Genomic DNA, 26785 nt, shown 5'->3' with positions numbered 1-26785 from the left:
AGGTGCCGTAGCCTGGAAGCATGAGTTCTGGCAAGCGTGTCCTGCTGGCCGAGCCGCGTGGCTACTGCGCGGGCGTCGACCGTGCGGTGGAAACGGTCGAGAAGGCCCTCGAGAAGCACGGCGCCCCGGTGTACGTGCGCAAGGAGATCGTGCACAACCGGCACGTCGTGGAGACGTTGCAGGACAAGGGTGTGGTCTTCGTCGACGAGACCGACGAGGTGCCCGAGGGTTCGCTGCTGGTGTTCTCCGCGCACGGTGTCTCGCCGGCGGTGCACGAGGGGGCGGCGCAGCGCAGCCTGCGCACCATCGACGCGACGTGCCCGCTGGTGACGAAGGTGCATCAGGAGGCCAAGCGCTTCGCCCGCGACGACTACGACATCCTGCTCATCGGCCACGAGGGCCATGAGGAGGTCGAGGGCACCGCCGGTGAGGCGCCGGAGCACGTGCAGCTGGTCGACGGCCCGGACGCGGTCGACAACGTGACCGTCCGCGACGAGGAGAAGCTGGTCTGGCTCTCGCAGACCACGCTGTCGGTCGACGAGACGATGGAGACGGTGCGCCGCCTGCGGGAGAAGTTCCCGAAGCTGCAGGATCCGCCCAGCGACGACATCTGCTACGCCACCCAGAACCGCCAGGTCGCGGTGAAGGCGATGGCCCCGGAGTGCGATCTGGTGATCGTCGTGGGGTCGCGGAACTCGTCGAACTCGGTGCGCCTGGTGGAGGTGGCACTGCAGGCCGGCGCCCGCGCCGCGCACCTCATCGACTTCGCCCGGGAGATCGACCCCGCGTGGCTCGACGGCGTGGAGACGGTCGGCATCACGTCCGGCGCCTCCGTGCCCGAGATCCTGGTCAAGGGTGTTGTCGAGTACCTCGACGGTGAGGGCTTCCACGACGTCCAGCCCGTCACCACCGCGAACGAGACGCTGGTCTTCGCCCTGCCGCGCGAGCTCCGGCCCCGCGCCAAGGCCTGACCGACTAACACGTCACCGTATCTGCGATACGGTGACGTGTATGAGGTATCTGACGCCCGACGACGTGCGGAACGTCGCTTTCGCCAAGCCGCCCATCGGTAAGCGGGGCTACAACGAGGATCAGGTCGATTCGTTCCTCGACGATGTCGAGGCGACTCTGCGCGACCTGTACGCCCGGCTGGCCCGGTACGAGGGCTCGTCGGGGCCGGCGGCGCCGGAGCGGCCCGAGGATCGCGGCTTCCGTCGCTACTGAGCGCGGGCATCGCAATCCCGCTGCCGGATCGTCCGCGGCGGTCAGTCCTTGTAGCGGTACCGGCGGATCTGCCGAGGTTCCTCCGCGGGCTCGGCGAAGTCGTCGCGGAAGTTGGTCTCCACCGCCGTGTCCTCGCTCTGCGGCCGGTAGCGCGGGGGCCGGTAGTGCTCGTAGCGACCGGGGTTCGACGGTGACTCGCCGCGGCGCGCGGGCCGCTCGTCGCCCGAGAGGCTGGGCAGGTCCGGCTGCGCCGAACGGCTGCCCGAGATGCGGGGGAGCGAGGCGAAGTCGTCGCGGGGGATCCGCGGGCGCTCCCGCTCCGCACGGGGCGCGGCCGGATCCACGCCGCGAGCGCGGTCGATGTCGTGGGCCTCGCGCCGGTAGTCGCGCACATCCGCGGGTGCGGCCGCCCTCGCCGGGCGGGCACCCGGCCGGGCCTCGGGGTCGCGTGGGGTGCGCCAGCGCGGCTGGGGCTCGCCGATCCGCCGCCGGTCCTCGTCGTGCCGCAGCTCCCGCGAGTCGTGGATGCCGGGCCGCGGCCGGTCGCCCTGCGCCACGGCGGGGCGGGGCCGGGCACCGCGCGGTACGGCCCGGCGGTCGTCCTCGACGGGACGTCGCGGCATCGGCGGGCGCGGGATCCGCCCGGAGTCGGGGCGGACCACACGGTTGATCTGGGTGGCCGGGGCGCCGGCGTCGCGCGCCGCGATCTCCTCGCGGGTGCGGGCGAGCCGTGCCGCGGAGTCCCGCCGCTGCTCGTCGCGCTTCACCTCGTCGCGGCGAAGGGCCCGGCGCGGATCCTCCCGACGGGCGGCCGAGCTGCGGCCGCGGGCCGCGGCGCCGGCCTCGGAGCGACCGGCCTCGCGGCGCTCCGCGCGATCGGCGCGCTCCGCGCGGTCGCGCACAGGTCGACTGGAGCGGTGTTGGGAAGCGCGGCTCTGGTGCCGTTCGGCCCGACCGTCGCCGTCGCCGACCAGTGCCGCGGCCCCCACGGTGCCGGCCGCGGGTGCGGGGCGCAGGCGCGCGAAGGCCGCGCGGATGCGCTCGCCGAGCGGGAGGCCGGCCGATTCCGGAGCCTTCGTCGCGGTGGCGGTGGCGGTCGCGGCGGCCGCCGCGGGCTTCCCGGCCCCCGGCTTGGCGGCGGGCTTCGACGCACCGGCCTTGGCCGTGGCCTTGGCGAGCGAGGTCTTCGCCGCGGTCGACGCGCCACTGCGCTGCGCGCTGCGGGCGTTCGCGGTGAGCGACCGGTACTGCAGGAGCCGCACGCCGCCGATGATCAGCACGACCACCGTGGTCCAGAACATCCACGGGAACAGCGAGATCATCGGGAACAGCACGTCGGTGAGGATCTGACTGGTCTTGCGCGGGCTGGGCAGGGAGAACCAGCGGTACACGGGGATCGCGGTGGCGATGATGAGCGGGGGCTGCACCATCGCGGTGAACAGCGCGCGGTTGCGCACGGCGAGCACGGCGACGACGGCGCCCACCGCCATGGCGAGCACACCGGCGTTCGCACCCGCGAACTCGCCCGATGCCAGGGCGCCCGCCGCGGTGAAGACCAGCATGGTAAGGACGGCGCCCCACCACGGCAGACCAGGGACCGTCGCGAGCACGGAACGCTCGTCGACCGGTACCTGGGAGCGGGACGGTTGGAACTTCGACACAGGTGAACCGTACCGGTTAACGCTGTGAGAACCGAGAATCTGCCGCCGTGGGAACCGCTCGCGGCGCCCGATCGAGCTCCAGCGGATCCTCGCGGGAACCGTCGGGCATGGAATCCAGATCGGACAGGCGGCGCGCGGTGACCCCCACCCGCGAGTTGTACGAACCGACCGTCGCGTTGAAGGCCTCGACGGTCCGGCCCAACGCCGTACCCAGTGAGGAGAAGTGGCTGTTCAGAACGTCGAACCGCTCGTTCAGTTCACGACCGAGCGCCTGGATCCGCGCCGCATCCTCCCCGAGGGCGTGCTGGCGCCAGCTCAGCGCGACGGCCCGGAGCATCGCGACGAGGGTGGTCGGTGTGGCGAGCACCACATTCCGGTCGAGGGCGAACTCGAGCAGCTCGGGATCGGCCTGCAGCGCGGCGTCGAGGAAGGCCTCGGCGGGCACGAACATCACCACGAGCTCCGGCGAGCCCACGGCCTCCCAGTAGCGCTTGCCCGACAGCTGGACGACGTGGGAGCGGAAGCGGCGGGCGTGGTCGGAGAGGAGGGCGGCGTGCTCGGAGGGCGGCGCCTCGAGCAAGTGCAGGTAGGCGTCGAGCGGTACCTTCGCGTCGACCGCTAGGTCCCGTCCGCCCGCGAGGTGCACCACGACGTCCGGCCGCACCCGCGCGTCGCCCACCGCACCGCCCACCTGGGTGGAGAAGTCGCAGTGCCTGCTCAGTCCCGCCAGCTCCACCACCCGCTCGAGCTGCAGCTCGCCCCAGCGCCCGCGCACGGTGGACGACTTCATCGCCGAGCGCAGGGTCGCGGTCTCGGCGCGCAGCGCCTCGCTCGTCCGCGCGACGGTGCCGATCTGCTCCCGCAGGCCGGCGAACGCCGCCACGCGGCTGCGCTCGGCCACCGCGAACTCCTGGCCGAGCGCGTCCAACGTCTGCCGCAGCGGAGCGAGCAGCGCGTTCACCGGCCCGACGACGGCCTCGGGTGCGGGCACGGCACCGTCGGACCGGCCCGGCGGCCCGGGGAGGGACCGGGTCAGGATGATCCCCACGGCGCCGCCGACCAGCAGCGCCAGCAGCGCGACGATCAGATGCGAGAGATCCATGGCGTCAGCATGGACGCCCCCACTGACAAGTTTCAGGCGGTCTCGGCGGGGGTGCCCTCCGCCGGCGGGGAGTCCGGCGAGGAGTCCGGCTTCGTGGACTTGCGCCGGAACCTGTCCCAGAAGCTCGGCTTCGGCTCGTCCTCGGGCGGGGGCGTCTCCCCGGTCTGCTCGTCGACGAGCTCGCCCAGGTACCGGAACAGGACCGCGATGGCGGCCGCGACGGGCACGGCGAGGAACGCGCCGATGATGCCGAACTGGGTGCCGCCGAAGGCGATGGCGAGCAGCACGATCGCGGGGTGCAGCTGCATCGAGCGGGACTGCAGGATCGGGGAGAGCACGTTGCCCTCGAGCTGCTGCACCGCGATGACCACGACGAGCACCGCCAGCGCCGTGCCGAAGCCGTTGGTCACGAGCGCGACGATCACCGCGAGCGCGCCGGCGACGAACGCACCCACGATGGGGATGAAGCCGCCGAGGAAGGTGATCACGGCCAACGCGCCGGCGAGGGGCACCTGCAGGACCACCAGGCCGATCCCGATGAACAGCGCGTCGATGAAGCTGACCACCGCCTGCGTGCGGATGAAGCCGCCCAGCGTGGCCCAGATCCGGCTGAGCAGCTCGGCGAAGTGCTCCGAGACCGGCGTGCCCGAGTGGCGCCGCAGCCACGGCATGAACTTGTCGCCGTCCTTGAGGAAGAAGAAGGTCAGCATCGCGACCATGACGATCGCCACGACGAACGAGCCGGCGGCGCTGACGCCGGTGAACACGCCCGACGCGATCGTCTCGGCGCTCTCCTGCAGCTTCTTGGTGATCGACGTGACGAACTTGCTGATCTGCTCGTCCTGCAGGTTCAGCGGCGGGCCCTGCGCCCACTTCTGCACCTTGCCGACGCCTTCGACGGCGCGGTCCGCGATCTCCTTGGACTGGCCGCCGATCGACGGCGCGATCGCCCCGATGATCCCGCCGAGGACCCCCAGCGAGAGCAGCAGCACGACGGCGGTCGCGAGTGCGGGCGGCAGTCCCTTCGAGCGCAGCCAGCGCACGGGCGGCCAGAGCACGGTGCACAGCAGGATGGCCAGCAGCACGGGCAGCAGGATCGACCAGAACTCGCCGATCAGCCAGGTGACCACGAACAGCATCGCCGCGACCGCAACGGTCCGCCAGCTCCAGGTGGCGAGCCACTTGCCGGCCTCGCCGTAGACCTCGCTGCGGGTCTTCTTGCCCGGCGGCGGGTTCGTCATCTCATCACTCACGACGCGATCGTATGTGCCTCGTGCGCCAACAGCCACTCCTTCACGGCGAGTCCCCACCGGAAGCCGCCGAGCGAGCCGTCGAGCCGCAGCACGCGGTGGCACGGGACGAACAGCGCCGCGGCGTTGCGGGCGCACGCCATCGCCGCGGCCCGGACCGCGTCGGGCCGCCCGGACAGGTCGGCGTACTCCGTGTACGTCACCGGCTTTCCGGGTTCGACGGTGCGCAGCACCTCCCAGGCGTGCTCGACGAACGCGCCGGACCGCTGCCGCACCGCGATGCCGTCGATGGCGGCGACGTCGCCGGCGTGGAAGTCCGCGACGGCGCGGGTGACGGCGCCGAGGTCGCGGCGCTCCGCGAGGGCCGTCGGGCGCAGGGCGGCGTGGATGACCGGCAGCAGGGCGCCGGGGTCCGCGGTCCAGCCGGAGGCGAGCACGGCACCGTCGGCGTCGATGACGGCGGTGAACGGCCCGGCGGGCGTGTCGAGGGTGGCGTACTGGGCGGTCACGAGGCGATCCTCCGGTCCGTGGTGAGTGAGTGGTTCCACAGGTGCAGGGAGACGTAGCTGCCCCACGGGCTCCACCGGTTCGTCGCGATGTCGAGGCCGAGCCGCTCCGCGCCCTTCGCGACGACGAGGTCGGACGCGAGGAGGGTGTCGGGGTCCGCGAGGAGCCGCATCGTCACGTAGTCGGCGGTCCACGGCCCGACACCGCGCAGCCGCAGGAGTTCCGTGCGGGCCTCCTCCCGGGTCATGCCCGCGTGCAGCGCGAGCCGCCCCTCGGCGAGATCGGTCGCGACGCCGAGGATCGCGGCGGTCCGGTTCCGCGGTCCGGTGAGCACCTCCGCACCGCGCTCGGCGATGGCCGCGGGGGTGGGGAAGGCGCGGCGCACGCGTCCCGACGGGTCGTCGACCTCCGCTCCGAGCGCGTCGACGAGGCGGGCCTGGTGGGTGGCCGCCGCGGCGATGGAGATCTGTTGCCCGATCATGGTGCGCAGCAGCAGCTCCCCGGGGTCGACGCAGCCGAACAGCCGGATCCCCGGCGTGGCCGCCACCAGCGGGGCGAGCTGCGGGTCCGCGGCGACCGCCTCGTCGACGGCGGCGGGATCGGCGTCGAGGTCGAGCAGGTGGCGCAGTCGGGCCACCGCGGTGGACAGGTCGCTCATGGAGGCGAGCGACAGGGTGGCACGCACGTACCCGTCCGCCGCGGAACCGAGGTCGACGGTGGCGATCCCGTTCCCGCCCGGCAGGCTCAGGACCCGGGTGAAGCGATCTCCGTCGGCGTGCTCGAGGCCGGCCACGGCGTGGGCCGAGAGGAACCAGCGCACCCAGCCGGTCGCGTACGGGCCCCGGAGGGCGAGCCGCAGGCTGAGCTCCCCGGTCGACGGCGCGGCGCGATCCGGTCCGCGCTGGGCCCGCAGGTCCGACGGGGTGCGCGCGAAGACCTCCCGGATCGTGTCGTTGAACTGCCGGATGGAGGTGAAGCCGGCGGCGAAGGCGATGTCGGAGAACGGCAGCGACGTCGCGGTGATGAGGAGCCGGGCCGTGGTCGCGCGGTGGGCGCGGGCCAGTGCCAGGGGGCCGGCGCCGAGTTCCGCGGTGAGTACCCGGGTGAGCTGGCGCGGGCTGTAGCCCAACCGCTCGGCCAGACCCGTCACGCCGGACCGGTCGACGACTCCGTCGGCGATGAGGCGCATGGCCCGCGCGGCGAGGTCGGACTCCAGGTTCCACCGGGGCGAGCCCGGTACCGCGTCCGGTAGGCAGCGTCGGCACGCCCGGTAGCCGGCCGCCTGCGCCGCGGCCGCCGTGAGGTGGAAGCTCACGTTCTCCGCCCTGGGCGTGGTCGCCGGGCACGACGGGCGGCAGTAGATGCCGGTGGTGGCGACGGCCGTGTAGAACTGGCCGTCGAACCGGGGATCGCGGCCGGCGATCGCCCGGTAGCACCGGTCGAAGTCGAGGTGGGGTGAACTGGTGGTCACGCCATCGACTCTGGCACCGCCCGCCGGTCCGCGCTAGCGGCTTTCGGACATCGCCGTGGCCCGGCTCAGCAGCAGCGAGCCGTCACCGTCGCCCCGTCGTGGCGCGCCTTCCAGTACTCGCGTTCGGTCATGACGGGCTCGCCCGGATGCGTCGCACGACGGTGTTCGACGTACCGCTGGTAGTGGTTGTCGCCCATCACGGAGCCCACGTACCAGCGGACCGCCTTCAGTGCCCGGATGATCGGGTCGTGCCCAGGGCGTCCCATTGCTCCTGCACCTTCCTCTCCGTCGCGGTGGGGATGAGGCCGCTCGGCGCGAACAGCCTGCTCGGCACCGGTTCCTCCTCGGTGAGCGGGCGACCGTTGCCGGAGACCGTGCGGTAGATGGTCCACGCGCCCATCACCACGACGATGAGCACCATGATCGCGAAGACGATCGACAGCGTGCCCTGGATGAAGGTGTTGCGTACCACCGCGTCGATGGCCTCCGGCGTCTTGGCGGAGCCGAACGACGACTTCCCGGCCTCGGCGGCGGCCTTGAAGTTGCTGTGCTGTTTCCAGTAGCCGACCGCCGGGTCGGAGCTGAAAATCTTCTGCCAGGACGCCGTCATGGTCACGATGAGGTCCCAGACGAGAGGGATCGCGGGTATCCAGACCCACTTGTAGTAGCCCTTCTTGACCACCACGACGACGACCACGGTGAGCGCCATGGCGGCGAGCAACTGGTTGGCGATGCCGAACAGCGGGAAGAGCGTGTTGATGCCGCCCAACGGGTCGGTCACACCCATGAGCAGGATGCTGCCCCACGCGGCGACGACCAGTAGCGACGCGGCCCACGCGCCGACTCGCCAACTCGGGTCCTTGAGCCGCCGGAACGGTCCGCCGAGGTTGCTCAGCGCGTCGGAGACCAGGAACCGGGCGACCCGGGTGCCGGCGTCGACGGTGGTGAGGATGAACAGCGCCTCGAACATGATCGCGAAGTGGTACCAGAAGGACTTCATCCCCGAGCCGCCGAACACCTGGTGCAGTACCTCGGACATGCCGAAGGCCAGCGTCGGCGCTCCGCCGGTGCGGGAGACGATGGACTCCTCGCCGATGTCCTTGGCCGCCTGCGAGAGCTCCTGGCCGGTGACCGGGGCGCCGCCGAGGCCCAGGGAGTTGACGTAGGTGGCGGCGGTCTCCGCCGTGCCGCCCGTCTTCGCGACGGGGGCGTTCATGGCGAAGTAGAAGTGCTGATTGATGATCGACGCGGTGATGAGCGCCATGATCGCGACGAAGGATTCGGTGAGCATGCCGCCGTAGCCGATCAGCCGCATCTGCCCCTCCTTCTCCAGCAGCTTCGGCGTGGTGCCGGAGCTGACCAGGGAGTGGAAGCCGGAGAGGGCGCCGCAGGCGATCGTGATGAACAGGAACGGGAACAGCGAGCCCGCGAAGACGGGGCCGTCTCCGCGCGTCGCGAAGTCGGAGACGGCCGGTGCCTCCATGAGCGGACGCGCGATCAGGATGCCCACGGCGAGCAGCACGATGGTGCCGACCTTCATGAACGTCGAGAGGTAGTCGCGGGGCGCCAGCAGCAGCCACACGGGGAGCACGGAGGCGGCGAAGCCGTAGATGATGATCGCCCAGCTCAACTGGACCGGGGTGAGGGTGAACAGGTCCTTGCCCCAGCTGCTCTCGCCCACGTAGCGCCCGCCGATGACGGCGGCGAGGAGCAGCACGCAGCCGATCAGGGAGACCTCGGAGACCCGGCCGGGGCGCAGGAAACGGAGGTAGACGCCCATGAAGAGCGCGATGGGGATGGTCGCGGCGATGGAGAAGACGCCCCACGGGCTGTGACCGAGGGCCTGCACCACCACGAGGGCGAGCACGGCGATGAGGATCGTCATGATCGCAGCGATGCCGATGATCGCGGCGGCGCCGCCGACGGGGCCGAGCTCGTCGCGGATCATCTGGCCCAGCGACCGGCCGCGGCGCCGGGTGGCGACCCACAGTACCAGGTAGTCCTGCACGCAACCGGCGACCAGCGCGCCGACGATGATCCAGATCGTGCCGGGCAGGTAGCCCATCTGCGCGGCGAGCACGGGCCCGACGAGCGGTCCGGCTCCGGCGATCGCGGCGAAGTGGTGGCCGAACAGCACGCGCCGGTCGGTCGGGAGGTAGTCGGTGCCGTTCTCCAGGACCTCCGCCGGCGTCGCGTGGTCGTCGCGCGGGCGCACCACCTTGAGCTCGATGAGGCGGGCGTAGAACCGGTAGCCGATGACGTAGGTGCAGATCGCGGCGAGGACGAACCAGACCGCGTTGACGGATTCGCCACGGGCGAGGGCGATCATCGCCCAGGCGACGGCGCCGACGATCGCGATGACGCCGAAGATCACCTTGTGCTTGGTGGTGATCGGGCTGCGGTCGATGATCGCGACGGGCGGCAGGTCCGGGTCGGTCCGGACGTACGTGATGTCGCCGTCGGTCTCCGTGGTCGACGGAGCGGTGGGAGCTGACACGAGGCCTCCTGGGATGTCTACGCCACGGTGGTGGTTCGCACGGATCATCGTTTCACCCGAGTGCCGCGGGCGTTGTGGAATCGGCCGCGCCGGTCCCGGTACGGGTCCGTGCGGAGAGCGGGGGACCGGCGTCGCGGAGCGCCCGAACATCTGATGTGTGCGCGGGCGTGAGCGCGGCTGTCATCGATTTTTCCGTCTCGGCGTTTGCTATTGACACACAAACATCCGATGTCTAATGTGATGCAGCACACAGGGTGGTCGTCTGTCCACTCTACGGCAGGGCGATGGGCGCCGCCGTTCGGCGCAGGATCGGGGTGGTCACCACATGAGCGTGGACGCGACATCGCGGGACGCGGGTGCCCCGTCGGCGGACCGCCTGCCGTTGATCCGCATGAGTGGCGTCACCAAGCGCTTCCCCGGCGTCGTGGCGCTGGATCGCGTCGACCTGGAGGTGAACCCCGGGGAGCGGGTCGCGCTCGTGGGGGAGAACGGCGCCGGCAAGTCCACCCTCATGAAGTTGCTCAGCGGCGTGGAGACGCCGGACGAGGGTTCCATCGAGATCGACGGTGCCCCGGTGGAACTGACCTCGCCCGCGCAGGCGCAGTCCCTCGGCGTGAGCATCATCCACCAGGAACTGGGCCTGGTTCCGGATCTCACCGTGGCCCAGAACATCACCCTCGGGCGCGAGCGAACCCGCTTCGGGGTGGTCGACCGTCGTGGCGCGATCCGCGACACGACCGCGCTGCTCGAGCGGCTCGGGATGGTGATCGATCCCAACGCCCGGGTCCGGGACCTGACCGTGGGGAAGCAGCAGATGGTCGAGATCGCGCGCGCCCTGTCCGAGAACGCCCGCCTCCTCATCCTCGACGAGCCCACCGCCGCGCTCAACGACGCGGAGGTCCAGACGCTGTTCGAGTTGATCGGACGTTTCGTCACCGACGAGACGGGCGTCGTCTACATCTCCCATCGCATGGATGAACTGCCCCGCATCTCCGACCGCATCGTGGTCCTGCGGGACGGAACCTATGTGGGGCAACGTCCCACCGCGACGACGCCGATGCGCGAGATCATCGAGATGATGGTCGGGCGCGAGGTCGCGGACGAGCAGGGGCCGACGGTGCCGGAGACGCCCGGTGACGTCGTCCTCAAGGTCGACGGCCTGAGCAGTAGGCACCCCCTGTACGACATCTCGTTCGAGCTGCACCGCGGCGAGATCCTCGGTTTCGCCGGGCTCATGGGTGCGGGACGCACCGAGCTGGCGCGCGCGATCGTCGGCGCCGACCCGATCACCGCCGGCCGGATCGAGGTGAACGGGGTGGAGCGCACGATCGACTCCCCGGCGACCGCGGCGGCCCTCGGCATCGGCTACCTGTCGGAGGACCGCAAGCGATTCGGGGCCGTCGTCGATCAGACGGTCCGCGACAACATCGCGCTGTCGTCGCTCGACGCGCACTCGCGGCTCGGCGTGATCCACGACCGGGAGCTCAGCGCGCTCGCCACCGACATGGTGGCGAGGCTCCGGATCAAGACCCCGTCGATCGGGCAGGCCGTGCGCAACCTCTCGGGCGGCAACCAGCAGAAGGTGATCATCGGCAAATGGCTGGCCCGTGACTGCGACATCCTCATCGTCGATGAGCCAACCCGCGGCATCGACGTCGGCGCCAAGGACGAGATCTACCGGCTCCTCGAACAATTGGCGGAATCGGGCAAGGCGATCATGGTGATCTCCAGTGACCTCCCCGAAGTCCTGCGACTGTCCCACCGCATCGCGGTGATGGGGGAGGGTCGGCTCGCCGCCGTTCTCGACCGTGACGATGCAAACCAGGAGACGATCATGGAGAACGCGACCCGGTTCCACGAGACGGCGGTGACGTCGTGACGGCCACCGCCGCGAAGCCCACGCGCGACAGCGACAGCAGCGGCGGATTCGCGGTGACCGCCTGGATCCGCGGGCAGATGCAGCAGTTCCTGGCGTTCGTCAGTCTCATCGTGATCGTGGCGTTCTTCTCGTTCGCGAGTCCGAACTTCCTGACGGCGAGCAACCTCACCGGCATCCTGGTCGCGTCGGTGACGATCGGCCTGCTCGCACTCGGCACCACGATCGTGATCATCACCGGCGGCATCGACCTGTCCATCGGCACGGCGATGATCCTGTCGGGCATCATGACCGGTGTCTTCCTGGTGCACTGGAACCTGCCCCTCTGGGTGGGCGTCGCCGGCGGAGTCCTGTTCGGAGCCTTCGTGGGCCTCGTCAACGGTCTCGTCGTCGCCTATCTGGGGATCCCGCCGTTCATCGCGACGCTGGCGATGATGCTGGTGACGATCGGTGCGTCGCTGGTCATCTCGGGCACCGAGCCGATCCGCTTCACCTCGGTCGAGGGATTCAGCGCCATCGCCAACAAATCCCTGGTCCCGGGTGCCCGGATCCCGTTCAGCGTGGTACTCCTCGCCGTGATGGCGGTGATCGCCGGTTTCGTGCTCGCGAAGACGAAGCTCGGCCGCTACGCCTATGCGATCGGCAGCAACGAGGAGGCGACCCGCCTCTCCGGTGTGGACATCAAGCGATGGAAGGTGATCGTCTACACCTTCTCCGGCGTCTTCGTCGGCCTCGCGGGGGTGCTCGCCGCCGCTCGCCTGAATTCGGCGCAGCCCACGGGCGGACAGGGGCTCGAGCTCGAGGCGATCGCCGCCGTCGTCATCGGCGGCACGTCGCTCGCCGGTGGCCGCGGCACCATCACCGGCACGGTCATCGGCATCCTCATCATGAGCGTGCTCACGAACGGCCTGCGGATCATGTCGATCCCGCAGGAGTGGCAGTCCATCGCGGTCGGTGTGGTCATCCTCGTCGCCGTCTACATCGACATCGTCCGCAAACGCACCTGACGGGCCGGCGTCCGCCGGCACGTTCCCTCCCATCCCACCCAAGGAGAATCGCGTGTTCACCAAGGCCTCCGCGCCGCTTCGGCGCATCTTCCGGGCGGCGACGGTCACCGTCGCCGCGGTCATGATGGTCACCACCGCGACCGCCTGTTCGAGCGGCGGCTCGTCGGGTGGCGACGGGCAGATCGCCATCATCTCCAAGGGGTACCAGCACCAGTTCTGGAAGGCCGTGAACAAGGGCGCCGAGGAGTCCGCGAAGGAACTCGGCCGGACGATCACCTTCGAGGGGCCGGACAACGAGACGCAGGTGGAGAAGCAGGTGCAGCTCCTGCAGACAGCGATCGACCGCAATCCGGCGGCGATCGCCATCGCGGCGCTCGATTCGGCGGCCGTGGCCCCGATCCTGCAGCAGGCCAAGGACAAGGGCATCCCCGTCGTCGCCTTCGACTCCGGCGTCGACAGCGACATCCCCGTCACGACCGCGTCCACCGACAACAAGGCGGCGGCCGCGGAGGCCGCGAAGCGGATGGTCGAGCTGATCGGTGGGAAGGGCGAGATCGGCGTCGTGGCGCACGACCAGACGTCGCGAACCGGCGTGGACCGGCGTGACGGCTTCACCGAATGGATCAAGGCGAACGCGCCGGGCGTGAAGATCGTCGACGTGCAGTACGGCGGCGATCCGGCGAAGGCGGCCGACCTGGCGGCCACGATGATGCAGGCGTACCCCAACCTCGCGGGTCTCTACGGCACCAACGAGGGTGCCGCCACCGGGATCGTCAACGCGGCGCAGCGCGCGAACAAGCCGTCGATCAAGATCATCGGCTTCGACTCCGGCGCCGCGCAGATCGACGCGATCCGTTCCGGGTTGATGGCGGGCGCCATCACCCAGAACCCGGTGGGCATCGGCCGCGAGACGGTGTCCGCCGCCGTGAAGGCGATCAAGGGGGAGAGCCTGCCGAAGACCATCGACACCGGCTTCTACTGGTACGACAAGACCAACATCGACGATCCCAAGATCGCGGGCAGCCTCTACCGCTGACCGGAGAGCTTTCCGACGGTGCGGGCCGGACCTGGGTGAGGGCGGCCCGCACCGTCGGGGAGTGCACGCGCGACCACGTAGAATGAGGCCCCGTGAGCCTTACCCTCGGAATCGTCGGACTGCCCAACGTCGGCAAGTCCACCCTGTTCAACGCCCTCACCAACAGCGAGGTGGAGGCGGCGAACTACCCGTTCGCCACCATCGAGCCGAACGTCGGCGTGGTGAACCTGCCGGATCCGCGCCTGAACCGGCTGGCCGAGATCTTCGGCTCGGAGCGGATCCTGCCCGCCACCGTGTCCTTCGTCGACATCGCCGGCATCGTCAAGGGCGCGTCCGAGGGCGAGGGCATGGGCAACCAGTTCCTCTCCAACATCCGCGAGGCCGACGCGATCTGCCAGGTGGTGCGCGTCTTCTCCGACGAGGACGTGGTGCACGTGGCGGGCAAGGTGGACCCGCTCGCCGACATCGAGACCATCGCCACCGAGCTGATCCTCGCCGACCTGCAGACCATCGAGAAGGCGCTGCCTCGGCTCGAGAAGGACGCGCGTAAGAACAAGGAGCTGGTCGAGACGCTCGAGGCGACGAAGGCCGCGCAGCTCGTGCTTGAGGACGGCAGGACGCTGTTCGCAGCGGGCTTCGACACCACGCCGATCCGCGAGCTGCACCTGATGACCGCGAAGCCCTTCCTGTACGTCTTCAACGCCGACGAGGGCGTGCTCACCGATGCAGCGCGCCGGGCGGAGCTGGCCGCCGCAGTCGCTCCCGCCGACTCGGTGTTCCTCGACGCCAAGATCGAGTCCGAGTTGCTGGAGCTCGATCCCGAGGACCAGGCCGAGATGCTCGAGTCCATCGGACAGGACGAGCCGGGGCTGGATTCCCTGGCGCGCGCCGGCTTCCACACCCTGGGCCTGCAGACCTACCTCACCGCGGGGCCCAAGGAGTCGCGCGCCTGGACGATCCGCAAGGGCGACACCGCCCCCAAGGCCGCCGGCGTGATCCACACCGACTTCGAGAAGGGCTTCATCAAGGCCGAGATCGTCTCGTTCGCCGACCTCGACGAGCACGGCACCATGGCCGCCGCGAAGGCCGCCGGCAAGGTCCGCATGGAGGGCAAGGACTACGTCATGTCCGACGGTGACGTCGTCGAGTTCCGCTTCAACGTCTAGGGCGACGAGGTGGCCGAGCCCTTGACCGAGCCGGGCTCGTTGCTCGCGCGCCTCGTTGGGGTGCGGCTGTACGCGGTGACCTTCGTGGTCAACGACTACGTGCAGCTGCAGTTCGACAGGGAGCCGAGTGGGGCACCGGTGCTGTTCAACGTCGACGTGTGGCCGACGGTCGAATACGGGGGCCGGACATGGCGTGAGCCCGACCTCGGCTACGCCGATGCGATGCGCAGGCTGACTCCCGGTGTCGTGCGGTCCTCGGTCGAGAGGATCGGCAGCGGCATCCGGATCGAGCTGGACACCGGAGCGCTGGTGATCGACCCCACGATCGACGAGGTGTTCGTCGAGATCGGACTTCTGTGCGGTTTCCCCGACGGCGCGTGGACCGTGTGGAGGCCGGGCGAGGGGTGCTTCGCGGGATTGGCCGGTCCCTCCGCACCCGATCGAACGTCGACCGACCGCCGCGTCCGGTAGCCATCGGACCTCCTGAGGTCATCCCATCGACGCCGGGCTCCCGGTGGCGGCGAGCAGGATCGCGGCGGCGCCGAGCGGGATGTCGAGCGCGATGCAGAACTCGGCGAGCGACCGCGGCACCACGTCGCCTCGGCGCAGGTGCCGAAGGTCCCAGAGCGCGTGGCACGCCAGCGCCGTCCCGGCGAGCGCCAGGCCCACCCTGGGGGAGACCAGGATGGCCGTGACGGCGAGGCCGCCGTACGCCAACACTGCCAGTGCCTGCTCCGCGAGGGAGCGCCCGCGCCCGTGTCGCGCGACGCCGATCAGGAGCAGGACGACGGCGTAGGTCGAAAGGCCGGTCCACCAGGGAAGTCCGGCGGCCTCGCCGCCGACGACGGTGGCGGACCCGGCGGGGATCCCCGCCCACGCCACCCACGGCGTCCCCAGCGCGGCTGCGGCCAGATAGCACGACGCGGCGACGGCGACGGTGATCGATACCGTGCCCGGTTCGACCCCGGAGGCGATCTGAACAACCGCGGCCGCCAGGCCGACCAGCGCCGGCCAGTAGGCCCACCACCTGCGAGGCGTGGCGCGCTCGGCCGCAGCCGGTGCGGTCAACGGGGTCGCTCGACGCGGTAGGTCACGTGCAGGACCGAGCTCGCCGCGCGGACGTGGATCTGCTGGAGGTTCAACGGCGGAACTCCGTCGAAGAGCCGGGCACCGCTGCCCAAGGTGTACGGCACGATGTGCAGCCGCAGTTCATCGACGAGGCCCGCAGCGAGGTACTGGTTGATGGTCTGCGCTCCGCCCTGGATGCAGATGTCGCCGTCGCCGGCCGCGTCGCGGGCGCGGGCGAGCGCCGAGGCGGGGCCGTCGGTCACGAAGTGGTACGTCGTCCCGCCCGCCATCGGCTGCGATTCGCGCGGGTGATGGGTGAGGACGTAGACCGGTCCGTGGAACGGCGGGTCCTCGCCCCACCAGCCGTTCCACGGCCGATCCCACTCTTCGCGGACGGGGCCGAACATGTTGCGGCCCATGATGTGTGCCGCTGCATCCGAGGCCTGCGCGAGCTCAGCGCGGTTCTCGTCGGCGTCGTCGAACATCCAGGCGTGGAGCCTGCTTCCCCAGCCGTCACCGCCGTCGTCGCCGAACGGCCGGTCCTCGGTCTGGTCGGGCCCGGCGGCGAATCCGTCGGCGGTGACGCTCTGGTTGACGACGACCCTGCTCATGCTGGTCTCCTCGGGGAGCCGTTCATCCGGCATTGTGTTCAGTCACTGTAACGTTTATAGTTCAGTCACTGTAAGTTTGCAAGGTTCGAGGAGGTTCCGAACGTGACCGGACTCGACACCTGGCTCGCCGTGGCTCATGTGGTGGGAGGTTCCGTGTGGGTGGGGAGCTGGGCCGCGATCTGCGTGGTCGCCGCCGACGTCGTGCGCGAACCCACCGGCGACGCCGTGTGCCGGCTCGTGCGGCTGATGCGCGTGCTGGGACCGGCGGTCATCGGTCCCTCGACGGTGGCCGTGCTGGTCGCCGGGGTCGCGCTGGTGGTCCGGCAGCCGTGGGTCGACATGAGCGATCTGTGGATCGTGCTGGGGCTCGTCGCGTACGCGGTCGTGACGGCGCTCGGCATCCTCGGGCTGGGCAGGACGGCCAAACGTGCCACCGCAGCGGTGGATCGCGACGATGCGGCCGGCGCGGCGCGCGAGGCCCGGCGGTGGTATCGACTCGCGCTCGTCGTCACCGCGATCCTGATCCTCGCCACCGTCGACATGGTGGTGAAGGTGTGACGCGGGGCCGCGCCCGGCGTGAGCGGCGGCCGGCGTCTCGTGGACATCCGGTTCAGTCCGCTCGCGGACGCGTGAGCCGCGAGTCGGGGGTTCAGTCCGCGTGGCCTGCCGGCGATGCTGCGGGGCCGGGAGCGTAGTCCTGCAGCCCCGCGCCGAGGAGGTCGAACGCCTGGTGCGCGGACGCGCGAAGGCGTCGCGCAAGGGTTTCCGCATCCTCGTCTCCGGCGACGAGGGCGTCGCGGAAGCCGTCGATCACACCTTCGTGGACGGCCAGCAGTGCCCGGGCCACGACGGCCGGGCGCAGGTCGGAGTCGGCTGCGCCGAGCTCCGTCGCCAGGTGGTCGCGCACGATGCCGGCGTACCGGGCGAGCATGTCGCGCTTCCACGCCCGGAGGGTCGGGCTGGAGTCGACCAGAAGCGCGATCTCCTTCTCCCGCCGGCGGCCGCGCTCATCGACGGGGAAGTACGACGCGTACACGGCGTCCGCGAAGTCGCGGAACGCGTCGAGGGCCGAGGTGCCCGCCGGGCGCGACTCCAGCGCGTCCAGGAGTGCTGCCTCGGCAGCGGGATCGCCGGGGAAGGCGAGATCGACCTTCGTCGCGAAGTGATTGAAGACCGTCTTCTCGGTGACGCCCGCGGCGGTCGCGATCTCGGCGACGGAGACGTCGTCGAACCCCCGTTGGACGAACAATTCCATCGCGGCCGCGGCGATCCGGGCGCGCGTCGCCTCCTTCTTCTGCTGGCGCAGACCGGGTCTGGGAGCGCTCACGTCACCTCACATTGCTTACAGTCGCTGTAACAGCGTAGCGGATGCGATCGCCGTCAGCGCTCCCGTGACACCGGGTCGGCGTCACGAAGTGCATCGAGCGCGGCCTTCGGGCGCGACAGTGCGATCTCGCGCACCCAGTTCCGCACGGTGAGGTAGACGCCGGCGTCGGAGTCCGCTTCGGCGCCCACCGCGTCGATGCCCTGCGTTCGGCACAGCGCGACAGCGCGTCGCAGGTGGAAGTCCTGCGTCACCAGGATCGCGCCGGTGATCCCGAAGACGGATGCGGCGCGAGCGCAGGTGTTGTACGTCGTCACGCCGAATCGGTCGTCGGTGATCGCCTCGGCGGCGATGCCGCGCTCGGTCAAGTACTTCCGCATCGCAGCGACCTCGTCGCCCTTCGTCGACGCCGCGTGGCCGGAGATCAGGACGCGCTGGGCGCGGTTGCCGCGCAGGATGGTCAGCGCGGTGTCGAGCCGCTCGCGCAGGTACACCGACGGCTCACCGTCGTGTACGCGGTCGCCGAGCACGACGACCCACGGCCGGGAGGCGTCCGTCGCGATGCGGGACCGGCTCTCCCACTGCACCCAGGCGCTCGAGACGATCATGACGACGACGGCCGCGATGACGACGTACCGGATCAGGCGGCGCACTATTGCGAACACCGGACCCAGGCTACTGGTAGACGGGCCCCGCACCGGCGGGGCCGGCTCCGTCAGGACGGCGACCCGGGGTGCAGCCCGTCGAGGATGAGATCGAGTCCGAACCCGAACTCGGCGTCGTACGAGTCCTCGGAGCGATCGCGCGCCCGCGCCCGCGCGACCTCGACGAGATGCGGATAGTCGGACTCGGACACCGTGGACACCAGATCGGCGGCCGCCTCGGCGACGGTGCGGTCGCCGCTCACCGGGAGGCTCTTCTCGGTGAGTGCGCTGCCGTAGACGTAGCTGTCGAGGACCGCCACGGCCCGCACGGCCTCCGAGGCGGAGAACCCGGCCTCGAGGAGGAGTCCGAGGACCGCGTCGTGACGGCGCAACGTCGCGGGCCCCGGCGTGACGCGGGAGTCGAGCATCCCGATCGCCCAGGGGTGTCGTTGCAGGGCGGCCCGGGTCTGGTGCGCGACCTCGCGCAGTGCATCGCGCCAGGCGGCGGGGTCGGCCGGGACCGGTATCTCTGCGAACACCGCGTCGACCATCCCGTCCAGGAGGTCCTCCCGGTTCCTCACGTGGTTGTAGAGCGACATCGCCTCCACGTCGAGAGTGCCCGCCACCGCGCGCATCGTCGCGGCGCTGAGACCGGACCCGTCGGCGAGCCCCACCGCGGCGGCGACGACGCGCCCCCTGGAGAGCGGCTGGCGGGTCTCGTTCATGAGAAGTCCTCTTGGGCCTTGCGGAAACTTACGGCGTAAGTCTACACTACTTACATTGTAAGTCAGAACGGTGACGGGGAGACGACATGACGGAGTGCGGAAGTCGACGGGTCTGCATCGTGGGCGCGTCCGGGAAGCTCGGTCGGTACCTGGTCGACGAGGCGCTGCGACGCGGGTACGAGGTGGTGGGGGTGTGCCGGGAGCGCAGCGTCGGCAAGCTCGCCGATCGCGCCGACCGGATCACGGTGGTGCCCGGCGACACCGACGACGCCGAGGTGATCCGGCGCGCGGTCGCGGGGTGCGACGGGGTGCTCACCGTGCTCGTGCCATGGGGAGTCCGCGGGTACTCCTCGGGGACCGCGCAGGCCGTCCTCGACGGCGCGGAACCCGGAGCGAGGCTGATCTTCTCGTGCGGGTGGCACGTGCCGTACGACGACGCGGACCGGTATCCGCGCCGAACCGTGCTGGTGCAGTCCGCGGTGACGCGGGTGATGAGGATGCTGCGGGTCATGGACATCGACGATCAGGTCGAGGCGGCACGACGGATCTATGCGAGCGGCGCGGCCTGGACGCTCGTGCGAGCGAGTTCGCTCGAGGAGGGCCCCAGTGAGGGGCTCCCGATCGCGGGCGACCACGTGGGCGATCCCGTCCTCGCGAGCGATCGGACGCGACGCATCGACTACGCGCTGTACATGATCGAGGCCCTGACCGACGATTCCCTGATCCGGAAGGCGCCCGCGATCGTGGGGTGCGCCACGCCCAGCGCACTGGCGGCCCGGCGATGAGCACCGACGTGCACGGCGACACCGCCCCCGGGGTTCACATCCGCTCGGCGCTCGGCGCGGAGCTACCGGCTCTGGCGAGGATCTGTGCGAAGGCGTTCGAGGACGACGCCTTCACCCGCTGGATGCACCCCGATGCCGCGGCGCGGGAGGGCGTTCTCGCGCACATGTTCACAGCGGCGCTCTCCGAGGCGGTGCCGTCGGGCGGCGCGATCGCGGCAGTGGTCCCGGGCGTGGGCCCTGTGGGGGTCTCGATCTGGCTGGAATCGCACACCGCGCCGGAGCCGGACCTCGCCGGCGACGATCCACTCGTGCGTCGCATGCGCGCCGTGCATGCGGCGACGAACGCCGTGCGGCCCACCGAGCCTCATGTCCACCTCGCATCGATGGCGGTCCTCCCGCGGAGCCGGGGGCGCGGGGTCGGTGCCCTGATGCTCGCAGAGGGGCTGCGTCGCGCCGGCGCCCGAGGGCTGATGTGTTACCTGGAGGCGTCGTCGCAGGACAATCGGCGCCTGTACGCGCGGAACGGCTTCGTCGACCTCGGTTCGCCGATCATCGTCGCCCCCGACGCACCGCCGTTGTGGCCGATGTGGCGCGCTCCGCGCTGACCGGCAGGCGGGCGTCAGCGCGGCGTGAGGACGAAGACCCTCGCGCCGCCCTCGAACGCACGGCGTAGATCCTCCGGATCGGGGGAGCCGTCGGCGGTGAAGCCGATGTGGTTGAACGAGGCGAAGTTCGCGTTGTCCGCTGCGATCACGCCGTACAGGTCCACCACTCCGGCCTCGTCGGAGACCACTCGGACATCGGCGGTCCGGCGGCGGCCTGCGAGCTGAATGTCGATGGGCTCGCCCGTGCGCAGGTTCTTCCCCCAGGCGAACGGAGAACCGACGAGCAGGTTCCCCTCGTGTTTCGTGTAGGCGACGGGTACCTCGAAGACCTTGCCCGACTTCCGCCCCACGACGTACAGCGTGAGCAGGCGCTCGCCGAGGAATCGCGAGACACCGGGCGCTCTGAGCAGCGTCCGCATCACGGCGTTCACGACGCCCTGCAGCGGCATGGTGCTGGCGGTCCCCGCGGTTCTGCTCATGTCTCGACAGTAGACCCGCCCGACCGCGCCGACCAGGTCGTCGGCGCTCGTGAAAACCGCGGAAATCGGGCACACGAGGCCGAATCCGGCCTCGTGTGCGCGTAGAACGCGGAATTCACAGATCAGACCGGCGGCCGATGTCGAAAAACCTGTCAGTGGTTCGTCGTATTGATGAGGGCGATCGACAGGTCGCCGGGAAAACTACTTCGAGGAATCCACCATGACCACGCACACTGAACAGATGGACCAACCCCCGACCGACCTGACGAAGCCCGCCGAGGTGCCGTCGACCGAGCGGATCGTGCAGGCCGGGCGCACGCCGCTGGTGATCAAACTGCTGGTGGCGGCCACGTTCGTCGTGATCCTCAACGAGACGATCATGATCAACGCGATCCCGCGGCTCATGACCGATTTCCACGTCGACGCCCGCGCGGCCCAGTGGCTGTCCACCGTGTTCATGCTGACGATGGCCGCGGTGATCCCGGTGACGGGCTGGTTCCTGCAGCGGGTCAGCACCCGCACCGCGTACGCGGTCGCCATGGCGACGTTCAGCGCCGGCACCGCCCTCGCCGCGATCGCGCCGACGTTCGAGGTGCTGCTCGCAGCGCGCGTGGTCCAGGCGGGCGGCACCGCCGTGATGATGCCGCTGCTCATGACCACACTGATGACCGTCGTGCCCGAGAACGACCGCGGCCGCGTGATGGGGCAGGTGACCCTGGCGATGTCGTGCGCCCCGGCGCTCGGCCCGGCAGTGTCCGGCATGATCCTGCACCTCGGCTCGTGGCGCCTGATCTTCGTCTTCGTGCTCCCGATCGCGGTGGCGGTCGGCGTCGCCGGGATGCGGCAGCTGCAGAACGTCGGGGAGACGGAGAGCACCCCGATCAGTTGGCTCAGTGTGGCGCTGGCGGCCGGCGGCTTCGGCAGCCTGGTGTACGGGCTCAGCGAGATCGGCACGGGCGACCTCACCGGTCCCGTCCTCATCGTCGTCGCCGGTGTTCTCCTGATCGCCGCTTTCGCCGCCTACCAGGTGCGCCTGCAACAGCGCGAGATGCCGCTGCTGGACCTGCGGGCCCTGCGGCACCGCACGTTCACGGTCTCCCTGCTGCTGATGACCGCCGGGTTCATGGCGTTCCTCGGCTCGATGATCCTGCTGCCCCTGTACCTGCAGGACCTGCGGGGCCTGTCCGAACTGCAGACCGGCCTGCTCGTCATGCCGGGTGGCCTGGCGATGGGCCTGCTGGGCCCGCAGGTCGGCAAGCTCTACGACCGCGTCGGCGCTCGCCCGCTCGTCATCCCCGGCGCCATCGGCATCGTCGTCGCCCTGGCGGCCCTGAGCCGGATCGGCGCGACCACCCCGTATCCGGTCATCGTCGCCGTGCACATCGGGCTCATGGTGTCGCTGGCCGCCGTCTTCACTCCGGTCTTCACCGTGGGCCTCGGCGACCTCCCGGAACACCTGTACTCGCACGGCTCGTCGCTGCTGGGCACGCTCCAGCAGGTGGCCGGCGCGATCGGCACCGCGGCCCTCGTCGTCGTCATGTCGAACCGCTCGTCGCACCTCGCCGAGGCGGGCGCGTCCCAGCCCGAGGCCTTCGTCGGCGGCCTGCAGTGGGCCTTCGCCGCTGCCGCGCTGATGGGCCTCGTGGTCGTTCTCTGCGCACTGTTCCTGCCGTCGAAGGTCGCCGGTGCCGCCCCGGCCGCACACCACTGATCGGGGCGCGTCATGGACCTCTTCGCACGCCTCGCCGTCACCGACCTGCCCCGGGCGATCGCGTGGGGCGACCGACTCTTCGGCGACGTGGAGTCGTTCGCGCCCAACGAGGTCGAGCACGTGTGGACGCTGGGGGAGCACGTGCACGTCTACGCGGAGCTGCTCCCGGAGCACGCGGGACACGCGGCGGTCACGCTGTTCCTCGACGGTTACGAGGACTTCCTCGCCGCGGCGGCGGAACGGGGAGTGCGCCCGCAATCGGAGGAGATGTACGAGAACGGCGTGCGCAAGGCGATCTTCGTCGACCCCGACGGCAACGAGGTCGGCATCGGCGGTGCCCCCGCGTAGGCCGACATCGGGCACGGTCCGGTGTTCGTATCCCGCCCCGCGCCGCAGCGGGCACCATGGACGCATGGCACTGCGCGTACGAACCACCCTGGAACCCGTCGGTCCGGCCACGGCGATCGAATTGAGCGACGCGCAGGTGGAGCAACTCGGTGGCGGCAAACGTGCAGCGGTACGGGTCACCATCGGCGACCGCACCGCGCGGTTGCGGCTCGCGGGCATGGGCGGATGCAATCTGATCGGCCTGTCCAAGGCCGCGCGGAAGGACTTGCAGGTCGAGATCGGCGACACGGTCGACGCCCTCGTCGAACTCGACGAGGATGAGCGCACCGTCGACATCCCGGACGACCTCGCGGCCGCGCTGCACGAGGCCGGTGTCAGGGAGGCGTTCGACGCGCTCAGCTACACCCGCCGCAAGGAGGCGGCGCGGGGCGTGACCGAGGCGAAACGCGCGGAGACCCGGGAGCGGCGCATCGGGGCGGTCGTCGAGAGCCTGCGCGCGCCGCGGAGGTGACCTATCGCCTGGCCTGCTCGGGGACGGCTCGCGCGGGCGGTGTCCGCGGAATCCGGCGGCTCCGCACGAGGATCGTGACCTCGCGGGTGAGGCTCATCGCGAGTGCCGCGACGAGGAAGAACGCGGCCACCCCGTCGGGGCTGCCGTGGATGCGATCCAGGAATGCGCCGAACCGGATCGCGAAGTCCTCCGAGTGCTCCACTGCGGCGATGAAGGCGCAGCGGCTGAGCAGGACGCCCACCCAGATGGCGAGGTAGGGGAGCCCGGCCCGGGTCACGAGGTGTCCGCCGCGGGCCGGGTCCCGTCGAACGTCCATCACGGCGTTCAGTGCCAGACCGCACACCGCGCCCACGACGATGCCGGCGGCGATGAGCGCGCCGTCCCCCGCCGCGTACCGGTGCGACCCCGTGCCGAGGACGGCGTAACCGATCACCGCGCTGGTGATGAAGGGCATGACGGCGAGGACGAGCGTGTGACGTCGGGTGCCCAGCTGCGTCGTGAGCACGAGCACCAGGAAGATCGCGGCCACGATCACGGCGTCGGCCATGAGGTCCACCTTCCGTCTTATTTAGCATTCCTCTGCCAAATCAATGTAGCAGAGTCGTGCTATAAAAAGATGTGCCCAAGATCGTCGATCCCGACCAGCGACGCAGCGCGATCGCCGACGCCGCCGTCACGGTCGTCGCTCGGGGCGGCGCCGATCATGCGACGCTCGCGAACGTCGCCGCAGAAGCGGGGCTCGCCATCGGCTCGGTGCGTCACTACTTCGACGGCCAGGCCGCGATGGTGGAGTATGCGATGCGGTGGCTCGCCGATCGCATCGGCGATCGTGTCCGGTCGATAGCGCAGCCCGTCCTCGACGGTGACGTGACCGGCGCCGACGCCCGCCGCCGCGCCACCGTCGACCTGCTCAGCGAGCTGCTTCCGCTCGACGAGAACCGGCGTCGTGAGGTGACCGCGTGGCTCGCGCTGAGCACGTCGGCCATCCACCGCCCGGAACTCCGCAGAATCGTCGACGACCTGCACGGCGCGGTCCGGGCGCTCACCCGGGCGATCGTCGAACGGTCCACGGCCGCAGGCGGCGTCGATCCTGGCGACCGCGCCGTCGTGCTCGATGCCGAGCGGCTCGCGGCGCTCGTGGACGGGCTCGCCGTGGATGCGGTGCTGTGTCCGGACCTGTATCCGCCGGAGCTGCTCCGCGCGGTGATCGAGCGGCACCTGGACCGGGCGGGGCAGGCCGATCCGGGGCGGACGTAGCATCGCGGGAAAGCTGCCGACACCCAGGAGACACATGATGACCCAGTACCGGGCACTGATCGCCGATCGCGCCGACGACGCCGTGACCTCCCGTGTGGAGACCCGCGAGCAGGCGGCGCTCGAGCCCGGTCAGGTGCGGATCGCCGTCGAATTCTCCGGCGTGAACTTCAAGGACGCGCTCGCCCTCACGCCCGGTGGCGGCGTGGTACGCGAGTACCCGATCGTCCCGGGCATCGACGTCGCCGGGACCGTCCTCGAATCCACCTCCGGCGAGTTCGCGGAAGGCGACCGGGTCATCGCGCACGGCTACGAGATCGGCACCGCGCGCGACGGGGGCTACGCCGAACAGGTCGTCGTCCCCGCCGACTGGGCCGTCAAGCTCACCGAGCTGAGCACGCGCGAGGCCGCCGCCATCGGCACCGCCGGCTTCACCGCGGCCATGAGTGTCGCCGCGATCATCGATGCCGGCATCGCCCCCGGGGACGGCCCCGTGGTCGTCACCGGGGCGACCGGCGGTGTCGGTTCCACGAGCATCGACCTTCTGGCCGGCCTCGGTTACGAGGTCGTCGCCTCGTCGGGCAAGCCCGCCGCCGCGGATCGGCTGCGCGAACTGGGCGCGGCCGAGGTCATCGGCCGGCTTCCGCTCGATCCCGACGCCAAGCCCCGACCGCTCGGGAAGAGCCGCTGGGCCGCGGCCGTCGACTGCGTGGGCGGCGCGGCGCTGGCCGATGTCCTCAGCACCCTGAACTACGGCGGCGTGGTCGCCGCCAGCGGCCTCACCGGTGGCGCCGGGCTCGCGACCACGGTCATGCCGTTCATCCTCCGCGGGGTCACCCTGGCCGGCATCGACTCGGTGCTCATGCCGATCGGGCCCCGCCGCGCCCTCTGGCAGCGGATCGAGACGGATCTGCGGCCGCGGCACCTCGACCTCGTCGCCAACGACATCGGGATCGACGGTGTCGGTGCGGTCGTCGAGGCCCTCCGCGCCGGCGAGTACACGGGGCGTGCGGTCGTGGACCTCGGCCGCGGCTGGTGACCCTCACGCCGCGGCGATGATCTCCCGCATCGCCGCGACGGTCAGCGCCCGCCACTGATCCCGCGGTGGCTGCGCCGGTGCGGCGGATCTCGTCAGGTGCGCGAGGGCGACCCCGAGGATCGGGGCGTGCGACGGGAAGAGCGCGCGGGCCCGGCGCGCACCGTCGGCCTTGCTGACGACGACGCCCGTCGTGGTCGTGACGTGCATTCGTGCCGGGCCCGCGAGGCACCACGCGACCCGGCCCGCGCGCAGCGGCCGGACGCCGCGCTCCACGCGGCACGCGAGGGGGAGCCAGTAGTCGCGGAGATTGCCGCGGACCCACTCGGCCAGCCGGTCGGGCTCGGGGTCGAGACCCCACGACGCGACATCGGGGCCGCGGACCGTTGCTCCGCCGACGGCGAGCTCCGCCCACACAGCGGGGTTGACATCGAACGCGCCACGCGGGTCGAAGATCTCACCGACGTGCGAGGCGACCGGCGTGATCTCCGTGACGGGGCGGCGCAGGTCCGACGCCCAGATGAAGGACGTGTTGACCGTCGCGCTCACCCCGAGCCCGCGTGCGATCCGGCCCGCGATGCGCGGCACCTGGGACAGGTGCAGCATCCGCAGCCTGTTCGTCAGGCCGGGCCGCCCCCGCCAGGTGTCGTCGAGTGCGGCGACCATGTCCAGGTCGCTCGCGCCCGGGCGATAGGCGTCCAGCGCTACGGAACCGCCGAGCGCGGCGGCGGTCACCGCGCCGGGGAGCAGGCGGTCGGCGGCGGTGAGGTACCGGCGCACGGCGTCATCGATCTCGGGATGCGGAAGAGGAGCCACACTGCACAGTACGTGCGGGAGCGGAGGCGCCGCCGTGCCGCGGAAATCAGGTCGTGAACCGACCTGATCGC

The 26785-nt window shown here is 70.8% G+C and carries 29 protein-coding genes and 1 pseudogene; 15 read left to right on the top strand and 15 right to left on the bottom strand.

All coding sequences use genetic code 11. The annotated features are described in order from the left end of the window. Positions 1 to 20 precede the first annotated feature (20 nt). A complete protein-coding gene (locus ELY19_RS02140; RefSeq protein WP_126194729.1) occupies positions 21 to 971 on the top strand; it encodes a 4-hydroxy-3-methylbut-2-enyl diphosphate reductase in 951 nt (316 codons plus the stop codon). A gap of 40 nt (positions 972 to 1011) precedes the next feature. Beyond that, positions 1012 to 1200: pseudogene (locus ELY19_RS24085) on the top strand (DivIVA domain-containing protein); the annotation flags it as partial. Between the two features lie 65 nt (positions 1201 to 1265). Here ELY19_RS24085 and ELY19_RS02130 read toward each other — a convergent pair. The 7 genes from ELY19_RS02130 to ELY19_RS02100 all read right to left on the bottom strand — a co-directional run bounded on the left by ELY19_RS02130 (position 1266) and on the right by ELY19_RS02100 (position 9712). Continuing rightward, positions 1266 to 2885, bottom strand: a complete 1620-nt coding sequence (locus ELY19_RS02130) for a DUF6542 domain-containing protein (RefSeq protein ID WP_126194727.1) — start codon at positions 2883 to 2885, stop codon at positions 1266 to 1268. Positions 2886 to 2901: 16 nt separating this feature from the next. After that, a complete protein-coding gene (locus ELY19_RS02125; RefSeq protein WP_126194726.1) occupies positions 2902 to 3987 on the bottom strand; it encodes a DNA recombination protein RmuC in 1086 nt (361 codons plus the stop codon). A gap of 32 nt (positions 3988 to 4019) precedes the next feature. Then, positions 4020 to 5228, bottom strand: a complete 1209-nt coding sequence (locus tag ELY19_RS02120) for an AI-2E family transporter (RefSeq protein ID WP_126198652.1) — start codon at positions 5226 to 5228, stop codon at positions 4020 to 4022. 8 nt (positions 5229 to 5236) lie between these two features. Then, positions 5237 to 5746 (bottom strand): methylated-DNA--[protein]-cysteine S-methyltransferase, encoded by a 510-nt coding sequence (locus ELY19_RS02115; protein WP_126194725.1) that lies wholly within the window; start codon positions 5744 to 5746, stop codon positions 5237 to 5239. Beyond that, positions 5743 to 7215, bottom strand: a complete 1473-nt coding sequence (locus tag ELY19_RS02110; RefSeq protein ID WP_126194724.1) for an AlkA N-terminal domain-containing protein — start codon at positions 7213 to 7215, stop codon at positions 5743 to 5745. Before ELY19_RS02110 ends, ELY19_RS02115 begins: the two co-directional genes overlap by 4 nt. A gap of 65 nt (positions 7216 to 7280) precedes the next feature. Continuing rightward, entirely contained in the window at positions 7281 to 7481 is a 201-nt protein-coding gene (locus ELY19_RS02105) for a YbdD/YjiX family protein (RefSeq protein ID WP_126194723.1), read from the bottom strand. After that, a complete protein-coding gene (locus ELY19_RS02100) occupies positions 7442 to 9712 on the bottom strand; it encodes a carbon starvation CstA family protein (protein WP_126194722.1) in 2271 nt (756 codons plus the stop codon). The genes ELY19_RS02105 and ELY19_RS02100 overlap by 40 nt, the downstream gene beginning before the upstream one ends. 331 nt (positions 9713 to 10043) lie before the next feature. Between ELY19_RS02100 and ELY19_RS02095 the strand changes: the two genes are divergently transcribed. The 5 genes from ELY19_RS02095 to ELY19_RS02075 all read left to right on the top strand — a co-directional run bounded on the left by ELY19_RS02095 (position 10044) and on the right by ELY19_RS02075 (position 15268). After that, on the top strand, positions 10044 to 11591 hold the full coding sequence (locus tag ELY19_RS02095; RefSeq protein ID WP_232015600.1) for a sugar ABC transporter ATP-binding protein: 1548 nt from the start codon (positions 10044 to 10046) through the stop codon (positions 11589 to 11591). After that, positions 11588 to 12595, top strand: coding sequence for an ABC transporter permease (locus ELY19_RS02090; RefSeq protein ID WP_197715968.1), 1008 nt, complete (start codon positions 11588 to 11590; stop codon positions 12593 to 12595). Before ELY19_RS02095 ends, ELY19_RS02090 begins: the two co-directional genes overlap by 4 nt. 52 nt (positions 12596 to 12647) lie before the next feature. Beyond that, positions 12648 to 13631, top strand: a complete 984-nt coding sequence (locus ELY19_RS02085) for an ABC transporter substrate-binding protein (protein ID WP_197715967.1) — start codon at positions 12648 to 12650, stop codon at positions 13629 to 13631. A 92-nt stretch (positions 13632 to 13723) separates the two neighbouring features. Next, positions 13724 to 14797: a redox-regulated ATPase YchF gene (ychF, locus tag ELY19_RS02080; RefSeq protein WP_126194720.1), complete on the top strand. Its 1074-nt coding sequence runs from the start codon at positions 13724 to 13726 to the stop codon at positions 14795 to 14797. A 9-nt stretch (positions 14798 to 14806) separates the two neighbouring features. Beyond that, on the top strand, positions 14807 to 15268 hold the full coding sequence (locus tag ELY19_RS02075; RefSeq protein ID WP_197715966.1) for a hypothetical protein: 462 nt from the start codon (positions 14807 to 14809) through the stop codon (positions 15266 to 15268). 18 nt (positions 15269 to 15286) lie between these two features. Here the strand turns inward: ELY19_RS02075 and ELY19_RS02070 are convergent, their stop codons facing one another. Continuing rightward, complete coding sequence (locus ELY19_RS02070; protein ID WP_126194719.1) at positions 15287 to 15865, bottom strand: hypothetical protein; 579 nt, start codon at positions 15863 to 15865, stop codon at positions 15287 to 15289. Beyond that, on the bottom strand, positions 15862 to 16476 hold the full coding sequence (locus ELY19_RS02065) for a dihydrofolate reductase family protein (RefSeq protein ID WP_126194718.1): 615 nt from the start codon (positions 16474 to 16476) through the stop codon (positions 15862 to 15864). The genes ELY19_RS02070 and ELY19_RS02065 overlap by 4 nt, the downstream gene beginning before the upstream one ends. A gap of 102 nt (positions 16477 to 16578) precedes the next feature. On the opposite strand from ELY19_RS02065, the gene ELY19_RS02060 reads away from it, so the two are divergent. After that, entirely contained in the window at positions 16579 to 17034 is a 456-nt protein-coding gene (locus ELY19_RS02060; RefSeq protein ID WP_126194717.1) for a DUF2269 family protein, read from the top strand. Positions 17035 to 17125: 91 nt separating this feature from the next. Here ELY19_RS02060 and ELY19_RS02055 read toward each other — a convergent pair whose 3' ends face one another. Genes ELY19_RS02055 through ELY19_RS02045 form a run of 3 tightly spaced genes read right to left on the bottom strand, consistent with a single transcriptional unit; the run spans position 17126 to position 19169 of the window. Then, positions 17126 to 17803 (bottom strand): TetR/AcrR family transcriptional regulator, encoded by a 678-nt coding sequence (locus ELY19_RS02055; protein ID WP_164711488.1) that lies wholly within the window; start codon positions 17801 to 17803, stop codon positions 17126 to 17128. Positions 17804 to 17856: 53 nt separating this feature from the next. After that, positions 17857 to 18465: a SanA/YdcF family protein gene (locus ELY19_RS02050; protein ID WP_227967129.1), complete on the bottom strand. Its 609-nt coding sequence runs from the start codon at positions 18463 to 18465 to the stop codon at positions 17857 to 17859. A 50-nt stretch (positions 18466 to 18515) separates the two neighbouring features. Then, positions 18516 to 19169 carry a TetR/AcrR family transcriptional regulator gene (locus tag ELY19_RS02045; RefSeq protein WP_126194716.1) on the bottom strand — a complete coding sequence of 218 codons (654 nt, stop codon included), beginning with the start codon at positions 19167 to 19169 and terminating at the stop codon, positions 18516 to 18518. Positions 19170 to 19255: 86 nt separating this feature from the next. On the opposite strand from ELY19_RS02045, the gene ELY19_RS02040 reads away from it, so the two are divergent. Together ELY19_RS02040 and ELY19_RS02035 are read left to right on the top strand one after the other, a co-directional pair. Beyond that, the gene (locus ELY19_RS02040) at positions 19256 to 19954 is read left to right on the top strand and encodes an NAD(P)-dependent oxidoreductase (RefSeq protein ID WP_126194715.1); all 699 of its coding nucleotides are present in this window, start codon (positions 19256 to 19258) and stop codon (positions 19952 to 19954) included. Further along, on the top strand, positions 19951 to 20559 hold the full coding sequence (locus tag ELY19_RS02035) for a GNAT family N-acetyltransferase (RefSeq protein WP_126194714.1): 609 nt from the start codon (positions 19951 to 19953) through the stop codon (positions 20557 to 20559). Before ELY19_RS02040 ends, ELY19_RS02035 begins: the two co-directional genes overlap by 4 nt. Positions 20560 to 20573: 14 nt before the next feature. Here ELY19_RS02035 and ELY19_RS02030 read toward each other — a convergent pair whose 3' ends face one another. Continuing rightward, complete coding sequence (locus ELY19_RS02030) at positions 20574 to 21038, bottom strand: PNPOx family protein (RefSeq protein WP_227967128.1); 465 nt, start codon at positions 21036 to 21038, stop codon at positions 20574 to 20576. Between the two features lie 220 nt (positions 21039 to 21258). On the opposite strand from ELY19_RS02030, the gene ELY19_RS02025 reads away from it, so the two are divergent. The 3 genes from ELY19_RS02025 (at position 21259) to ELY19_RS02015 (ending at position 23608) form a co-directional block, all read left to right on the top strand. Beyond that, positions 21259 to 22749 carry an MDR family MFS transporter gene (locus ELY19_RS02025; RefSeq protein ID WP_126194713.1) on the top strand — a complete coding sequence of 497 codons (1491 nt, stop codon included), beginning with the start codon at positions 21259 to 21261 and terminating at the stop codon, positions 22747 to 22749. 12 nt (positions 22750 to 22761) lie between these two features. Next, positions 22762 to 23097, top strand: a complete 336-nt coding sequence (locus tag ELY19_RS02020; RefSeq protein WP_126194712.1) for a VOC family protein — start codon at positions 22762 to 22764, stop codon at positions 23095 to 23097. 64 nt (positions 23098 to 23161) lie between these two features. Beyond that, positions 23162 to 23608 (top strand): YdeI/OmpD-associated family protein, encoded by a 447-nt coding sequence (locus ELY19_RS02015; protein WP_126194711.1) that lies wholly within the window; start codon positions 23162 to 23164, stop codon positions 23606 to 23608. Position 23609: 1 nt separating this feature from the next. Here the strand turns inward: ELY19_RS02015 and ELY19_RS02010 are convergent, their stop codons facing one another. Then, positions 23610 to 24155, bottom strand: coding sequence for a DUF1453 domain-containing protein (locus ELY19_RS02010; RefSeq protein ID WP_126194710.1), 546 nt, complete (start codon positions 24153 to 24155; stop codon positions 23610 to 23612). Between the two features lie 71 nt (positions 24156 to 24226). Here ELY19_RS02010 and ELY19_RS02005 point away from each other — a divergent pair, with 71 nt between their 5' ends. Both ELY19_RS02005 and ELY19_RS02000 read left to right on the top strand, forming a co-directional pair. Next, a complete protein-coding gene (locus ELY19_RS02005) occupies positions 24227 to 24865 on the top strand; it encodes a TetR/AcrR family transcriptional regulator (RefSeq protein WP_126194709.1) in 639 nt (212 codons plus the stop codon). A gap of 37 nt (positions 24866 to 24902) precedes the next feature. Then, the gene (locus ELY19_RS02000; protein WP_126194708.1) at positions 24903 to 25901 is read left to right on the top strand and encodes an acrylyl-CoA reductase family protein; all 999 of its coding nucleotides are present in this window, start codon (positions 24903 to 24905) and stop codon (positions 25899 to 25901) included. Between the two features lie 3 nt (positions 25902 to 25904). Here the strand turns inward: ELY19_RS02000 and ELY19_RS01995 are convergent, their stop codons facing one another. Continuing rightward, complete coding sequence (locus ELY19_RS01995) at positions 25905 to 26714, bottom strand: hypothetical protein (protein WP_126194707.1); 810 nt, start codon at positions 26712 to 26714, stop codon at positions 25905 to 25907. Positions 26715 to 26785 lie beyond the last annotated feature (71 nt).

The sequence above is a fragment of the Tsukamurella paurometabola genome (genome assembly GCF_900631615.1).
Taxonomy (GTDB): Bacteria; Actinomycetota; Actinomycetes; order Mycobacteriales; family Mycobacteriaceae; genus Tsukamurella; species Tsukamurella paurometabola_A.
This window is presented reverse-complemented; position numbering and strand designations above follow the sequence as displayed.

Coding starts and splice junctions, on each gene's coding strand:
- ELY19_RS02140 (WP_126194729.1), top strand. CDS start 21: ATGAGTTCTGGCAAGCGTGTCCTGCTGGCCGAGCCGCGTGGCTACTGC.
- ELY19_RS02125 (WP_126194726.1), bottom strand. CDS start 3,987: ATGGATCTCTCGCATCTGATCGTCGCGCTGCTGGCGCTGCTGGTCGGC.
- ELY19_RS02120 (WP_126198652.1), bottom strand. CDS start 5,228: ATGACGAACCCGCCGCCGGGCAAGAAGACCCGCAGCGAGGTCTACGGC.
- ELY19_RS02105 (WP_126194723.1), bottom strand. CDS start 7,481: ATGGGACGCCCTGGGCACGACCCGATCATCCGGGCACTGAAGGCGGTC.
- ELY19_RS02065 (WP_126194718.1), bottom strand. CDS start 16,476: ATGAGCAGGGTCGTCGTCAACCAGAGCGTCACCGCCGACGGATTCGCC.
- ELY19_RS02045 (WP_126194716.1), bottom strand. CDS start 19,169: ATGAACGAGACCCGCCAGCCGCTCTCCAGGGGGCGCGTCGTCGCCGCC.
- ELY19_RS02040 (WP_126194715.1), top strand. CDS start 19,256: ATGACGGAGTGCGGAAGTCGACGGGTCTGCATCGTGGGCGCGTCCGGG.
- ELY19_RS02035 (WP_126194714.1), top strand. CDS start 19,951: ATGAGCACCGACGTGCACGGCGACACCGCCCCCGGGGTTCACATCCGC.
- ELY19_RS02030 (WP_227967128.1), bottom strand. CDS start 21,038: ATGAGCAGAACCGCGGGGACCGCCAGCACCATGCCGCTGCAGGGCGTC.
- ELY19_RS02025 (WP_126194713.1), top strand. CDS start 21,259: ATGACCACGCACACTGAACAGATGGACCAACCCCCGACCGACCTGACG.
- ELY19_RS02020 (WP_126194712.1), top strand. CDS start 22,762: ATGGACCTCTTCGCACGCCTCGCCGTCACCGACCTGCCCCGGGCGATC.
- ELY19_RS02015 (WP_126194711.1), top strand. CDS start 23,162: ATGGCACTGCGCGTACGAACCACCCTGGAACCCGTCGGTCCGGCCACG.
- ELY19_RS02010 (WP_126194710.1), bottom strand. CDS start 24,155: ATGGCCGACGCCGTGATCGTGGCCGCGATCTTCCTGGTGCTCGTGCTC.
- ELY19_RS02000 (WP_126194708.1), top strand. CDS start 24,903: ATGACCCAGTACCGGGCACTGATCGCCGATCGCGCCGACGACGCCGTG.